The sequence below is a fragment of the Pantoea sp. SYBGC1 genome, assembly GCF_057197005.1.
In genome coordinates this window covers 571,455-585,455 of sequence record NZ_JBXUNM010000001.1, presented here as the reverse complement: position 1 = coordinate 585,455, position 14,001 = coordinate 571,455, and the positions used below count along the sequence as shown (strand labels likewise).

The 14,001-nt window shown below is 57.8% G+C and carries 10 protein-coding genes and 1 tRNA gene; 3 read left to right on the top strand and 8 right to left on the bottom strand.

The window, feature by feature from the left end; genetic code table 11:
* Positions 1-60: 60 nt before the first annotated feature.
* The gene (locus AC2CF9_RS02720) at positions 61-1,995 is read right to left on the bottom strand and encodes an exoribonuclease II (RefSeq protein ID WP_484556209.1); all 1,935 of its coding nucleotides are present in this window, start codon (positions 1,993-1,995) and stop codon (positions 61-63) included.
* 124 nt (positions 1,996-2,119) lie between these two features.
* Positions 2,120-4,429: an FdhF/YdeP family oxidoreductase gene (locus AC2CF9_RS02715; RefSeq protein WP_484556208.1), complete on the bottom strand. Its 2,310-nt coding sequence runs from the start codon at positions 4,427-4,429 to the stop codon at positions 2,120-2,122.
* 242 nt (positions 4,430-4,671) lie between these two features.
* Between AC2CF9_RS02715 and AC2CF9_RS02710 the strand changes: the two genes are divergently transcribed.
* From AC2CF9_RS02710 to AC2CF9_RS02700, 3 genes are all read left to right on the top strand, one after another.
* Positions 4,672-6,261 carry a PTS transporter subunit EIIC gene (locus tag AC2CF9_RS02710; protein ID WP_150016217.1) on the top strand — a complete coding sequence of 530 codons (1,590 nt, stop codon included), beginning with the start codon at positions 4,672-4,674 and terminating at the stop codon, positions 6,259-6,261.
* 722 nt (positions 6,262-6,983) lie between these two features.
* Positions 6,984-7,058: transfer RNA gene (locus AC2CF9_RS02705), tRNA-Lys, on the top strand.
* A gap of 168 nt (positions 7,059-7,226) precedes the next feature.
* On the top strand, positions 7,227-8,123 hold the full coding sequence (locus AC2CF9_RS02700; protein ID WP_150016210.1) for a LysR family transcriptional regulator: 897 nt from the start codon (positions 7,227-7,229) through the stop codon (positions 8,121-8,123).
* Here AC2CF9_RS02700 and AC2CF9_RS02695 read toward each other — a convergent pair.
* The 6 genes from AC2CF9_RS02695 to sapB all read right to left on the bottom strand — a co-directional run bounded on the left by AC2CF9_RS02695 (position 8,114) and on the right by sapB (position 14,000).
* Positions 8,114-9,235, bottom strand: a complete 1,122-nt coding sequence (locus AC2CF9_RS02695) for a CMD domain-containing protein (protein ID WP_150016209.1) — start codon at positions 9,233-9,235, stop codon at positions 8,114-8,116. The two genes, AC2CF9_RS02700 and AC2CF9_RS02695, sit on opposite strands and share 10 nt — an antisense overlap.
* A gap of 194 nt (positions 9,236-9,429) precedes the next feature.
* Positions 9,430-10,218 carry an enoyl-ACP reductase FabI gene (fabI, locus tag AC2CF9_RS02690; protein ID WP_039384517.1) on the bottom strand — a complete coding sequence of 263 codons (789 nt, stop codon included), beginning with the start codon at positions 10,216-10,218 and terminating at the stop codon, positions 9,430-9,432.
* A 141-nt stretch (positions 10,219-10,359) separates the two neighbouring features.
* The gene (sapF, locus tag AC2CF9_RS02685) at positions 10,360-11,163 is read right to left on the bottom strand and encodes a putrescine export ABC transporter ATP-binding protein SapF (RefSeq protein ID WP_039384515.1); all 804 of its coding nucleotides are present in this window, start codon (positions 11,161-11,163) and stop codon (positions 10,360-10,362) included.
* A complete protein-coding gene (sapD, locus tag AC2CF9_RS02680) occupies positions 11,163-12,158 on the bottom strand; it encodes a putrescine export ABC transporter ATP-binding protein SapD (RefSeq protein WP_039384513.1) in 996 nt (331 codons plus the stop codon). The genes sapF and sapD overlap by 1 nt, the downstream gene beginning before the upstream one ends.
* Complete coding sequence (gene sapC, locus AC2CF9_RS02675) at positions 12,158-13,048, bottom strand: putrescine export ABC transporter permease SapC (RefSeq protein ID WP_150016207.1); 891 nt, start codon at positions 13,046-13,048, stop codon at positions 12,158-12,160. Before sapC ends, sapD begins: the two co-directional genes overlap by 1 nt.
* Positions 13,035-14,000 (bottom strand): putrescine export ABC transporter permease SapB, encoded by a 966-nt coding sequence (gene sapB, locus AC2CF9_RS02670; RefSeq protein ID WP_150016206.1) that lies wholly within the window; start codon positions 13,998-14,000, stop codon positions 13,035-13,037. The genes sapC and sapB overlap by 14 nt, the downstream gene beginning before the upstream one ends.
* Between the last annotated feature and the right edge of the window lies 1 nt (position 14,001).

The following is a 14,001-nucleotide window of genomic DNA, read 5'->3' as shown; positions in this document are numbered from 1 at the left end:
TAAAGCAGAGCAGAAAAGAAGAGGCGGGATAACATCTGTTATCCCGCACTATGAGCGCCGTCAGGCTGCCGGGCGGGCAACCACGCTGCGGGTCTCCATGCGCACTTCGGCGATGGTGACATCAATAATATCGGTGACGCGATACACCACTTCACCTTGAACCTGCACCGTGCCGCTCTCCTGCGAGCAGACCAGCTCATCGCGTACCGCATGAATAAACGGCGCCGGAATAAAGGCCACCGCACCATTCTCCTGCAGGCGTACGCGCATACCGCCGCGCGATACATCAATGATCTCGGCGCTGAATTTGCGCTCGCTGCCGGCGAAAGGCGTCAGGAAACGCGCATAAAGCCAGTCACCCACATTGCGCTCAGCCATCCGGTTAAGGCGACGACGCTCACCCATAATAACCGTAACGTCACTCTGCGGACGGGCAATGCTCTCACCGCGCACAATAGCTTTCAGCAGGCGATGGTTGATCATATCGCCAAACTTACGGATCGGTGAGGTCCACGTCGCATAGGCATCCAGACCCAGACCAAAGTGCGGGCCGGGTTCGGTGCCAATCTCAGCAAAGCTCTGGAAACGGCGAATGCGGCTGTCGAGATACTGAGTCGGCTGCGCGTCGAGTTCGCGACGCATCTGACGGAACCCTTCCAGTGTCGTAATGGCCTGCGGATCGACGGTAATGCCGTGACCAGCCAGCACGCCGGCTACCTGTTCAGCGTTGGCCAGATCGAAGCCGGTGTGCAGGTTGTAGATGCCAAAACCCAGTTTTTTCTGCAGCACGTTCGCCGCGCAGATGTTGGCCAGAATCATCGCCTCTTCAACCATGCGGTTAGCGATACGACGATGTTCAGCGATAATATCCAGCACTTCGCCTTTCTCTCCCAGCAGGAAGCGGAAATCGGGGCGATCTTTGAATACCAGCGCATGGGTCTGACGCCATTCACTGCGCGCCAGGCAGAGACGATGCAGCAGACGGATCTGCTCAGCAATCGCCTCACTTTCCGGCTGCCAGCTGCCGCTGTTTTCCAGCCAGTCTGAGACGTTGTCGTAAACCAGTTTGGCTTTGGATTCAATCCAGGCTGCAAAAAAGTGCACGTCGTCAGCGAGTGCGCCATCCGGCTGGACCGTCACCCGGCAGGCGAGCACCGGACGTTTCTCATGCGGGCGCAGCGAGCAGATATTATCGGAGAGCTCGCGCGGCAGCATAGGAATGTTAAAGCCGGGAAGGTAGTTGGTAAACGCGCGCCGGGCGGCCAGCTTATCAAGCTCGCTGCCTTCCGCTACGTAAGCGGTAGGATCGGCAATAGCGATAGTCAGCAGCAGGCTGCCATCCGCCTGCGCTTCCGCATAGAGCGCATCGTCCATATCCTGCGTACTGGCGCTGTCGATGGTGACAAAGTTCAGTGCGGTGAGATCTTCACGCGTCAGCTGCTCATCCAGCATCCCGCCGCACTCACTCTCTGGCGCTTCGCGCTCCAGGTTATGGCGCGACAGCGTGACCCACCACGGCGCCAGGTGGTCGTCTGCGGTAACGATAAATTCAGTCAGCTCAGCATAAAAGCCGCGATCGCCTTTTAGCGGGTGGCGACGCATTTCAGCCACAGCCCAGTCACCGTTCTGAAAATCGTGCGTCAGACCGCGCACGGCGCGACACTGAATGGCATCTTTGAGCAGCGGATGATCCGGCACGATGGCGAGACGATCGTCTTTTTTCTGCACCCGGCCGACGAAGCGCGTCAGAAACGGCTCAATCAGGGTATCCGGCTCTGCACTTTCACGATCTTTATCGGTGTGGATCACCGCGGTGATACGATCGCCGTGCATCACTTTCTTCATTTGCGGTGGCGGAATGAAGTAGCTTTTCTGAGCATCAACTTCAAGGAAGCCAAAGCCTTTTTCTGTGCCTTTCACAACGCCTTCGGCGCGCGGAGTCTGCGCGTGAAGCTTCTCTTTCAGCTGCGCGAGCAGCGGGTTATCCTGGAACATAATTTAGTCAGTTTCGTGGCCTAAGAGCGGTGGACAGTTTTACGCGAATCAGGGGCGCGCGGCAAGGTTAAAACGGGTTAAAAAGCCGCAGAGCGCGGCTTTTGTTTCAGAGAGTAACGCGTAATCAGGCGATGCGCTGCGTGGGCAGGGCGGCGCTAAGCGTGAGCTTCACCGGCACCGATTTAGAGGTCGGCGTCCCGCTGATATCGCCGTAGCTTGAGAGCGGTACCAGCGGGTTAGTTTCCGGATAGTAGGCTGCAAGATTGCCGCGCGGAATATTATAAGGCACCAGTTTAAAGCCGCTGACGCGGCGGGTCAGGCCATCATTCCAGAGGGTTTCAATATCCACCTGCTGGCCTTCGGTAAAGCCCAGCGCCGCCATATCCTCAGGATGAATAAACACCACTTCACGCTGACCATAGACGCCGCGATAGCGATCGTCGAGACCGTAAATTGTGGTGTTGTACTGGTCATGTGAACGCAGCGTCTGTAGCGTAAACGGTACGGTCACGTCGCTGCCGAGCTGAGGAAACAGCGAGTCGGGCAGCGCGGACGCGCTGAATTCCGCACGCTGTGATGGCGTATTAAAGCGCAGCTCTGCCGCCGCGTTGCCGAGATAAAAACCACCAGGCTGGTCGCACTTTGTATTGAAATCTGCAAAGCCCGGGATCGTCGCGGCGATATGATCGCGGATAATATTGTAGTCTGCCGCCATGCCAAGCCAGTCGATATGCTCACTGCCCAGCGTCGCATGGGCGATACCCGCCACAATGGCGGTTTCTGAACGCTGTGTCTCCGCCAGCGGGATGCCCACGCCTTCTGAAGCGTGAACCATACTGAATGAGTCCTCAACGGTAATGAACTGGTTACCGCCAGCCTGACGATCGCGCTCGGTGCGGCCCAGCGTAGGCAGGATCAGCCCTTCATGACCCGGCACCAGATGACTGCGGTTGAGCTTGGTGCTGATATGCACCGTCAGACCACAGTGCTGCAGCGCGGCTTCCGTAACCGGAGAGTCAGGCGCTGCCGCCGCCAGATTGCCGCCGAGAGCAATCAGCACTTTCACTTCATCACGCAGCATGGCGCCCAGCGCTTCAACGGTATTGTGACCGGCATTGCGCGGGGGTTCAAAACCAAAATGGGCGCCCATGGCATCAAGGAAAGGCTTAGAAGGCTTTTCATCGATGCCCATGGTGCGGTTGCCCTGCACGTTGCTGTGGCCACGCACCGGGCAAAGGCCGGCACCTTTTTTACCCAGCTGACCAAACAGCAGCTGCAGGTTGACGATTTCGCGTACGGTATCGACGGAGTGCTTATGCTGCGTGATCCCCATCGCCCAGGTGATAATCACCCGTTCCGCGCTCTGATAAATGGCTGCCGCTTCGCGGATCTGCGCCTCGCTCAGGCCTGACTGCTGCACGATCTGCTGCCACGAGGTGTTATCTACCGCGTCCAGATAGGCTTCAACGCCCTGCGTGTTTGCGGCGATAAATGTCCGATCGAAAATACCCGGCTCACCGGCGGCAAGACGCGCGCGCTCCACTTCCAGCAGCGCTTTCACCATGCCACGCAGGGCGGCCATATCGCCACCGAGGTTGGGCTGATAGTAGGCAGAACTGATGGTACCAGCTTTGGATGTGACCACTTCCAGCGGCTTTTGCGGATCGGCAAAGCGCTCCAGACCACGTTCACGCAGGGTATTAAATGTCACAATCTTAGCGCCGTGATCGGCAGCGTGACGCAGGCTGTGCAGCATACGCGGATGGTTGGTCCCCGGGTTTTGCCCGAGCACAAAAATGGCGTTAGCGTGATCGAAGTCGTCAAGACGAATAGTGCCTTTTCCGACACCGATGCTGCGTTTCAGGCCGCTGCCGCTGGCTTCATGGCACATGTTGGAGCAGTCAGGGAAGTTATTGGTGCCCATCACACGACCAAACAGCTGGTAGAGCCAGGAGGCTTCATTGCTGGCACGTCCGGAAGTGTAGAGTTCCAGCTGATCGGGATGGTCCATCGCTTTCAGGTGCTGAGCAATCAGCGCAAACGCCGCATCCCAGCTGATGGGTTCATAGTGATCGGTGGTGCTGTTATAGCGCATCGGGTGCGTCAGACGCCCCTGATACTCAAGAAAATAGTCGCTCTGCTGATAGAGCGTGCTGACGCTGTGCTGAGCAAAAAATTCAGGCTCGACCACGCGTCGCGTCGCTTCCCAGGTCACCGCTTTAGCGCCGTTCTCGCAGAAGCTAAACGTACTTTTATTATCATCGCCCCAGGCACAGCCGGGGCAGTCGAAGCCGCGCGCTTTGTTCATGCGCATCAGGTTACGCATATTTTTCAGGGCAGCTTTGCTGTCAAATACGAAACGGGTGGTCGCTTCCAGTGAACCCCAGCCGCCGGCAGCAGCGCGGTAAGGCTGAATTTTACGTTTAAATTTCATGGTAGTCGCAGGCTTATTGTTTATGAGTTGTTATCAGAATATGTCTTCTGTTGAAAAGAAGTGTGCGACTGAGAACAGAGGTTGTCTAATTGATTGACTTAATTGAGCGATAGGCGGCGTTTATCGCCATGGTGGCAAACTGTGAGCTGCTTCAAATTACCTTAGCTCTGAGAGACACGCTGCTGCGTAAGCAGCGCAATAGTGGCTAATAATTGCTCTTTCACCGTGTGAAGGAGCGCGTCATGAAACAACTCACCAGCCAGATCCACGCGTTTGGTAAAGCGCTGATGATGCCTATCTCGGTTATCGCCGCCGCTGGCATATTTCTCGGACTGGCCGCCGCGCTGCAGAACCCGGCGATCACCGGTGAAGCCTTTGCACAGATGCAGGTGCCACAGCTGATCATCGGCTTTATCCGCAAAGTTGCCGGTGCACTTTTTGCCAACCTGCCGCTATTCTTTGCCGTTGCCAGCGCAATCGGGCTGGCGAAAGCGGAGAAACCCACGGCCGCTTTTGCCGCCGTCATTGGTTATCTGATGATGAACACAGGCATCAGCGCTACCCTCGCAGCCAAAGGGCTGACCGCCGCAACCACCACGCCGCAGGCGCTGCAGCAGGCGGGAATGGATCAAACCAGCGCGATGATGCTGTCGGCAGAATATATCCAGATGCTGGGCATTTTTACCTACAACATGAGCGTACTGGGCGGGGTGATTGCCGGGCTGCTTACGGTAGTACTGCACAACCGCTTCTATACCCAGCAGCTTCCGGTGGCGATCAGCTTTTTTGGCGGACGCCGCTTTGTGCCGATTATTACCGTGGTTGTGCTGCCGCTGGCGGGTGTGCTGCTGGCGCTCATCTGGCCGACTATCGGAGCCGGTATTGCCTGGGTCGGCGAGATGATTGGTAAAAGCGGGCAGTATGGCGCTTTTCTGCTGGGGGCGTGTGAACGACTGCTGATCCCGACCGGCCTGCACCATATTCTGAACGAGACGGTGCGCTTTACCCCGATTGGCGGGATGGCCACCGTCGAGGGGCAGAGCGTCGTCGGCGCGCTCAATATCTTTAACAGTTCGCTGACGCATCCGGGGGCGATTCCGGATGATACCGTACGCACCGCCACGCAGTTTCTGGCGCAGGGCAAAATCCCGGTCATGATGTTTGGTCTGCCCGCCGCCGCCCTGGCGATCTACCATACGGCGCGCCCGGAGCATAAGCAGCGGGTAAAAGCGCTGGTGCTGGCAGGGGCGCTGACCTCATTTACTACCGGTATTACTGAGCCGCTGGAGTTCTGTTTTATCTTTGTTTCACCGGTACTTTATGTGCTGCATGCGCTGCTGACCGGCCTCTCGTTTATGCTGATGTCGATGCTGCACCTGATGATTGGCAACGTACAGGGCGGCGCTATCGATCTGGTGGTGTTCGGCATTCTCGGCGGCAGTAAGACCCACTGGTGGTGGACGCTGGTGCTGGGCGCCTGTTACGCGCCGCTTTATTACTATCTGTTTCGCCTGGTCATCACGCGTATGCGGGTAGAGACGCCGGGACGCGAGAGTGAAGATGAGCAGAAGCCGGCGCAGGTCACGGCAGACGAGCGTACCCGAGTCATTATCAGCGGCCTGGGCGGCGAAGCGAATATAGAGGAAGTCGATTGCTGTTTTACCCGCCTGCGGGTACGCGTCAAAGCAATGAATGAGGTCGTTGATCAGACGCTGCTTTCCACCGGGGCTAACGGCGTTAACCGCGTCACGGAACATGATGTGCAGGTGATCTATGGCCCGCAGGTTGAAAAAATTGCGAATGAAGTCAAACAGGCGCTCGGAGTAAGCTGATTTATAAGCCTGCTAATAGTGAGGATCGCAATCATTGTTAAAAGCGTCGGGCGGATATTTGCGATAGTGGCGCTGCCCTTTCAAGAGCTAAGCCATTGCGAGTGCCGGAGATAAGCGCCGGGTAGGGCATTACCCTGAAGCTGCCTGCGGGCAGCTTTTTTGTGCGCAGCGCTTACCGGTCATAAAGCGCAGAGTGCATAAAAAAACCCACCTGTCGGTGGGCTGGCTGAGAACAATGCCGGCTCTTTATCCTGTCAACGCACTTACAGGAATCAGTAACACGTACCGCCAGCATGGTGCGAGCCGGTACCGCCGTGAGGGTGGGTCCCTTTAGGACAGGCAACCGCTGCCGTTGAAAAAACAAATGCTGCAGTTAAAACCAGAAGCGTGGCGACTTTTTTCATTTTTATAGTCCTTTTGCTGTGTGCAATCTTTGCACACCTAATGTATCAGAATAATCCTATAAGTAAATGTTTATTTATCATGAATGCTTATGAGTTATCCCCAGTCCGTATCGCTTACCGGCTCAGGCAGGGTAAGCTGACAGCTTGCCGGACCGCGCTTGCCCCTCTGTTTTGCTCAATCCTGGCGTCACCGGGTAACGAATATGTTATAATCAGATCATGCGTTAAATTGCCTTCGCGGGCAGTATCAGTTTGCCGTTGGGCAAGGCTCACCAGCTGCTTTAACAGCAATCTGAACACATCAGGCACCGCAGTTATCCGCCGTTAGCTCATTGGACAGAGCGCTGGCTACTTAGGGCAGAGAGCGGGGTTAAAATCCCCGACGGCGGTCCAGCCCGATTCTTTGATAACCAAAGTTCTGCATCAGCCGCGCTTTTATATTGCCGCCGGAAACCTCTTTGGGATCTGCGATCCTTACCTCAAACAGATGTTCATTTCGGGACGTGTATAAACGCTAAGTGAATGATTAAGTGTTGCATAAGCCATTGATAGGTAATCAAAATAGACATAAAACAATTAATTTACCTGTGTAATCTTGAGCGGGAGCGCCATTTTGGCCGGGCGGCAGAAGCGAGTTTTGTCAGCCAGCCCACGCTCTCAATGCGGCTCAAAAATCTCGAGCGTGAGCTGGGGTTATCGCTGATTAACCGCAGTAATAACTTTGATGGCTTTACCCCGGAAGGTGAGCGGGTGCTGACCTGGGCGCGGGAAATTGTTTCCGTTTATCAGGGGCTGAAGCTGGAAGTTGAATCCCTCAAACATGGCGTAAACGGTACGCTGCGGCTGGGCGTAATGCCGCAGTGCAGCGTGGCGCTGCCGGCGCTGCTTAAAGCGGTCGAGGCGCGCTATCCTCAGCTGGACTATCGCGTCGCAGCGATGAGCGCCGATCAACTACTGGAAGCGCTAAACAGCCATACCGTTGACGGCGGGATCGGCTTTTTTGAGCTGACCGCTCTGCGCGAACTGCACTTTCAGACGGCACTGCTGAACGACGGCGGAGTGGAAGCGATTTTTAACCCGCAGCACTTTCCGGCGCTGCTGAAGCAGCAGCGGCTCTCACTGCATACTTTGGCGGCGCAGCCGCTCTGTCTGGCTGAACCCACGCGCTATTTCCGGCGTTATCTGGACGGGCAGCTGCGCGAAACCGGCCTGCTGCCGCGTGTGATCGTTGAGAGCGCATCCATTATGCAGCTGCTACAGAGCGCGCAGGTTGGTCTCGGCGTGATGGTTTCACCGTGCGGACATCTGCTGCCAGAGCTGCTGCAGAATCTGGCGCGCCGCCCGATCGATATGGCTCCGATGGGACGGCAGGCTGCGCTGGTGATCGCAGAGCCGGGGCGTGCTTCACCGCTGGCGCAGCACTTTTTTGATGAGGCGCGCCGCCATCTTCATGACTGACGCGTCTCTGCCAGCGCCATAGTAAGCCGGTCCTCCCAGCTGGCCAGCGCCACTCTCTGCAACAGCGTAAACAGGGCGGTATGATCCCAGCCGCTATTGATCAGCGGCTGCAGGTGGGCGGCACTGAACCGATCGGGCTGACGCGTCAGCTGCCCGCTCAGCGCAGCCACTGCATCGCGATTATGCGCCGCGTCAGCCAGCAACGCTTCACGCCGCTCACCGGCGTAGCGTGTAAAACGCTGACGACAGCCGTGAATACGCGCGCTGACCGCCAGCGCCAGCGCTTCCGCCTCCGGGTTAACCGATATCATCTGCTGTTTCAGGCGCTGCAGGCCGCTCAGAACCGGCGCATCATACATCAGCAGCCAGCTCAGCGGCTCCAGATCGCTATCATTCAGACAGTCAGCCTGCGCGCTCAGCTGCTGCGGGCTGGCGTAGCGTCGCTCCAGCGGCTTCAGCCCGGGCGAGCAGAGATGATCGTCAGCAAACAGCGTGGCGCAGGCGTCGGGCGGCACTGATGCGCCGGGGATCCAGCGTACCGGCTGTGCCAGCAGCGCCTGCACGCCAGCCACCATCCGCGCCTGAAATCCTGTGAAACCGATAATCTGGGTCAGCGTGATGATATCGGGTTCTGTCAGTCCCACCGCCTCCAGTGCACCGAGGCTGTGGGCGTTAATCAGCGCCGGCTGCATCGCCAGCTGACGGGCATACTGCGTCATCTGCGTCAGGCGATTGTTGCTCTCGCGGGAAGAGTCGGGACCGGGGAGCGGGTTAAGGCGCGCTGAGTAGTGATTGCACAGGCGCTGAACGCCCGCTACCTGGGCGACCGTCAGGGCCGCGCTCAGCCGGTCATAGAGTGTCAGCGTATGCGTTTGCGACGCCGTCAGGCTGTCAGGAAACAGCAGCTGGCTGACATCGCGAGCCGCCAGCAGCGCCGGCTGAAAATGACGAAACAGCGGCTGTAAAACCGTTGCTTCCTGCTGCAAACCGAGCAGAAATCTATCGTTAACTAGGGCGGCCTCGGGGACCAGCGGGGCGGTGGTGGAGGTGTATGGGCGAGCCTGGCTTTCATACAGCCAGAGGTTATGGCCGGTAAAACGGCGTTGTTCCATAATCCATCCTTTCGCTAAATTCGGGCTGAGCGTACGACGGGAAATTCTGAAAAGCGTGTCGCCACTCGGGGGCAGGCTTATCGTCGCTGATGGTCAGGCGCAGGCAAAAGAATGAAGGGGAATAATTAATATCGAATGGGTATATAGTGCGGTCAGAGAGGGAGTGGGGCGAGTCAGGCTCGCCCCTGCAGAACTTATTTCAGTTCCAGCTCGTTCATCGCAGCAATGCTAAAGCCGCCATCAACGTGAACAACTTCACCGGTGATACCACCTGCCAGGTCGGAGCACAGGAAGGCCGCAGAGTTACCTACGTCTTCAATGGTCACCGTACGGCGAATCGGGGTAACTGCTTCACAGTGGGAGAGCATCTTACGGAAATCTTTGATGCCGGAGGCTGCCAGGGTACGGATTGGACCCGCAGATACGGCGTTGACGCGCACGCCTTCCGGACCCATTGCGTTAGCCATGTAGCGTACGTTAGCTTCCAGCGACGCTTTCGCCAGACCCATAACGTTGTAGTTTGGAATAGCACGCTCTGCGCCCAGATAAGAGAGGGTCAGCAGGGCTGCATTCGGGTTCAGCATCGCGCGGCACTCTTTGGCCATCGCCACAAAGCTGTAAGCGCTGATGTCGTGCGCGATTTTGAAGCCTTCGCGGGTCACGGCGTTGACGTAGTCACCATCCAGCTGATCGCCCGGGGCAAAGCCGATAGAGTGCACGAAACCGTCAAATTTTGGCCAGGTTTTTGCCAGCTCAGTGAACAGGGCAGTGATGCTCTCATCTTCTGCCACATCGCAAGGCAGAACAATGTCTGAACCCAATTCTTTAGCGAACTCTTCCACACGACCTTTCAGTTTGTCGTTCTGGTAGGTGAAAGCCAGTTCTGCGCCCTGCTTATGCATCGCCTGCGCAATACCGTAGGCGATGGAGAGTTTACTGGCAACGCCAGTAATCAGAATGCGCTTACCGGAAAGAAAACCCATAGCTGTAATCCTTATGGTCATTGTTGTTGGCGGTCGCGATGATTAAAAAGTATACGACCGACGTTAATCGACGTGCGGATTCTAGCACGTCTGTGTCAAATACGGTAAACCGCACCGCGTTTTCCGCGAGACGGGCGCCATTCAGAGCGCGCGCCGCCAGGCTTCAGCGGTCAGCGCTTCACCAAAGTGGCTGGCGATGAGCCTTTTGGTCAGCTCATGCAGCGGCGAGGCTAAAACATCTGCGGTGCCGCCGCGCTCAACCACTTCACCCTGATGCATCACCAGCACCTGATCGCTGATATGTTTCATCATGCCAAGATGCTGCGTGACGTAGATATAGGCGATGCCATGTTTCTCCTGCAGCTCCAGCATCAGGTTAACCAGCTGAGAGCGCATGGTCATATCCAGCGAGGCGAGCGCCTCATCGGCCACGATCACTTTGGGCTGCAGGATCAGCGCTCGCGCCAGCGCCAGGCGCTGCTTCTGGCCCGGCGCCAGCATATGCGGATAGTATCCTGCATGGTCGCGCAGCAGCCCGACCTGACGCAGCGTGCTGATAATACGCTGCTCGCGCGCCTCATCATCCAGCTCCGTGTTCAGACGCAGCGGCAGGTCGAGGATCTGACTGACGCGCTGGCGCGGATTGAGCGAGGTCGACGGGTCCTGAAAAATCATCCGGATGCGCTGGCTGCGATAGCCGTAGTCGCCGTAGCTCAGCGGGTGATCGTCAATCAGCATTTCACCGGCACTGGGAGCCACCATGCCGCTCAGCATCTTGGCCAGCGTTGATTTGCCGGAGCCGTTCTCGCCAATGATTGCCAGCGTCTGCTTTTCACGCAGCGTGAAACTGACATTTTTTACCGCCTCGACGTGCTGGCGACGAAACAGCCCGGTGCGATAGCGATAGGTTTTGCTCAGGTTGCGTACTTCCAGCAGGGTTTCCATTACTGACGCTCCCGGTTAAGCGGAAAGTGACAGGCAAACAGATGCGATTTACTGCCGGTCAGGCGCGGCGTTTCAACGCATTTGCGCTGCGCGTAGGGGCAGCGCGGGCCGAGCCGGCAGCCAATCGGCAGATGCTCCAGCGACGGAATCGCGCCGGAGAGCGTGTTCAGACGGCTTTTATGCGGCAGCGCGCTGCCAAAATCGGGCATGGCGCGGATCAGCGCCTGGGTATAGGGGTGGTGCGGCGTGCTCATCAGCTCCTCGCTCTGCGCGGTCTCCACCGTCTGTCCGCAATACATCACGTTAATGCGGTCAGCCCATTTGCTCATGGTGCGCAGATCGTGGCTGATCAGCAGAATCGTGGTGTTGTTATTCTGGTTCAGGCGGCTCAGCAGGCGAAATATCTGCGCCTGGGTAGTAGGCTCCATGGCGTTAGTTGGCTCATCGGCAATCAGCAGGCGCGGCTGATTTGCCAGCGCAATCGCTATCATCACTTTCTGACACTCGCCCTCGGTAAGTTCGTAGGGAAAGCTGCGCATAATATCTTTGTGATCGCGAATACCTACCCGGTGCAGTAATTCAATAGCGCGTGCTTTACGCCAGAACCACAGGCGCTGATACCAGCGGCCCTTATGCGTCCAGCGTGGGATCGCCTGCATCAGCTGGCGGCCGACGCTCTCCGAGGGATCGAGACAGGATTGCGGCTCCTGAAAAATCATCGAGACATTGTGCCCCATGATTTTACGTCGTTCGCGCGGGGAAAGACGCTGCAGATCGATGTCGTCAAACACCATGCGATCGGCGGTTACGCGCCAGTTATCTTTCGTTACGCCGCAGATCGCTTTAGCCACCAGGCTTTTTCCGGAACCTGATTCACCCACCAGCCCGCGGATCTCTCCCTCGCTCAGCGTCAGATTAATGCGATCCACCGCCTTGACCGGGCCTTCCGGCGTCATAAATTCAATCGTCAGATTGCGGATATCCAGTAACGGCATTATTCAGCTCCCGCCTCAACCGCGCGACGGATACCGTCGCCCAGCAGATTAACGATCAGGACGCTTATCATCAGCGCCGCACCCGGCAGCATCACCGTCCAGGGCGCAACATAGATCAGCTCCAGCGCATCTCCCAGCATCGCTCCCCATTCCGGCGAAGGGAGCTGCGCGCCCAGGTCCAGGAAGCCCAGCGCGGCGATATCAAGAATGGCCATTGACAGTGAGCGGGTAAACTCACCAATCAGCAGCGGCAGAATGTTGGGCAGCACTGCGTTCCAGAGAATGCTGAGATTGCGGGCGCCGTCCAGACGCAGCGCCACGACATACTCTTTCTCCAGCTCATCGTGCACGGCGGTGTAGATCTCCCGTACCAGCCGCGGGATCAGCGCCAGCAGCACCGCCAGCATGGCGTGCGCCAGCTGCGGCCCGAGAAAAGCAACCACGATAATCGCCAGCAGCAGTGACGGAATTGACAGCAGCGTATCCAGAACGTGGTTCATCACGGCGGAACGCACGCCGCGCGTCATGCCCGCCAGAATACCCAGCAGCAGCGCGGCCAGCGCGGCCAGCAGCGTCACCATCAGCGCGGAACCCACCGTCGGCGCCACGCCGCTCAGCAGGCGGCTCAGCACATCACGACCCAGGTCATCAGTACCGAGGAAAAATGAGACGTCACCATAGCGTGACCAGGAGGGCGGCAGCAGCTGATAGCCCAGAAACTGCTGATCGATGCCGTACGGCGCGATCAGCCGGCCAAACAGGCAGAGCAGCAGAAGCGTGCCGAAGCCATACAGGCCGATCATCGCGCCCGTATCGCGGTAGAAGTGATGCCAGCTGAGGCGCAGCGTGCTTGGCAGCCGCTTCTCGGCGTAAACGTTATCGATGGGCATACCACTCCTTGTGCTTTAGCGGATTCAGGGCGGCGCCAAGAATATCAGAGAGAACGCTGACGATAATCACCAGCCCGCCCGCCACCATTACGCCGGCAGAAATGGCCGCATAATCCTGCTGGCGGATGGCGTTAATCAGCCAGCGCCCCAGACCCGGCCAGTTGAAAACGACTTCGGTGATCATCGCCAGCGTCAGCATGGTCGAAAATTGCAGCCCCAGCCGCGGGATCACCGGCGGCAGGGCGTTATGCAGCACGTGACGGCGGATCACGGTGAAGCGCGACAGGCCGCGGGTGGCCGCCGCTTTAACATAGTTTTTATCCATCACCTCACTGGTGCTGATGCGCAGCAGCCGGATCACTTCAGTGGTGGGCGCTACGGCGAGCACGATTACCGGCAGCACCATATGTGACAGCGCGCTCAGCAGCATCTCATGACGCCAGCGCGACGGGCTCAGCCAGGCGTCGATCAGCGCAAACCCGGTGACATTCTGCACCGGATAAAGCAGGTCAAATCGACCCGATACCGGCAGCCAGCCGAGCGTAAGTGAAAAGAACAGGGTAAACAGCAGCGCCAGCCAGAATACCGGCATGGAAAAGCCCAGCAGCGCCAGCGCGCTGATCGCTCTGTCCGGCCATTTTTTACGCATGACGCCGGCGCAGATACCGAGCGGGATCCCGGCCAGCAGCGCGAGCATAAACGCGAGCACGCACAGCTCCAGCGTGGCGGGGAAGACTTCACGCAGCTGCAGATCAACCGGCAGCCCGTTAATGCTGGAGACGCCAAAATCAAACTGCAGCAAACCCTGGGTCCAGAACCACCACGCATCGAGAAGCGACGCGCCTTCCAGCGGCGCATTCGGGGTGAAATAGCTCAGGCTGAAGCTCACCAGCGACAGCAGAAACAGGGTGATCACCAGCAGCAGCATACGGCGCAGTAAATAGATAATCATC

Bases quoted from the DNA above. Each gene is read 5' to 3' on its own strand.
- AC2CF9_RS02720 (WP_484556209.1), bottom strand. From the start codon at position 1,995: ATGTTCCAGGATAACCCGCTGCTCGCGCAGCTGAAAGAGAAGCTTCAC.
- AC2CF9_RS02715 (WP_484556208.1), bottom strand. From the start codon at position 4,429: ATGAAATTTAAACGTAAAATTCAGCCTTACCGCGCTGCTGCCGGCGGC.
- AC2CF9_RS02710 (WP_150016217.1), top strand. From the start codon at position 4,672: ATGAAACAACTCACCAGCCAGATCCACGCGTTTGGTAAAGCGCTGATG.
- AC2CF9_RS02695 (WP_150016209.1), bottom strand. From the start codon at position 9,235: ATGGAACAACGCCGTTTTACCGGCCATAACCTCTGGCTGTATGAAAGC.
- fabI (WP_039384517.1), bottom strand. From the start codon at position 10,218: ATGGGTTTTCTTTCCGGTAAGCGCATTCTGATTACTGGCGTTGCCAGT.
- sapF (WP_039384515.1), bottom strand. From the start codon at position 11,163: ATGGAAACCCTGCTGGAAGTACGCAACCTGAGCAAAACCTATCGCTAT.
- sapD (WP_039384513.1), bottom strand. From the start codon at position 12,158: ATGCCGTTACTGGATATCCGCAATCTGACGATTGAATTTATGACGCCG.
- sapC (WP_150016207.1), bottom strand. From the start codon at position 13,048: ATGCCCATCGATAACGTTTACGCCGAGAAGCGGCTGCCAAGCACGCTG.
- sapB (WP_150016206.1), bottom strand. From the start codon at position 14,000: ATGATTATCTATTTACTGCGCCGTATGCTGCTGCTGGTGATCACCCTG.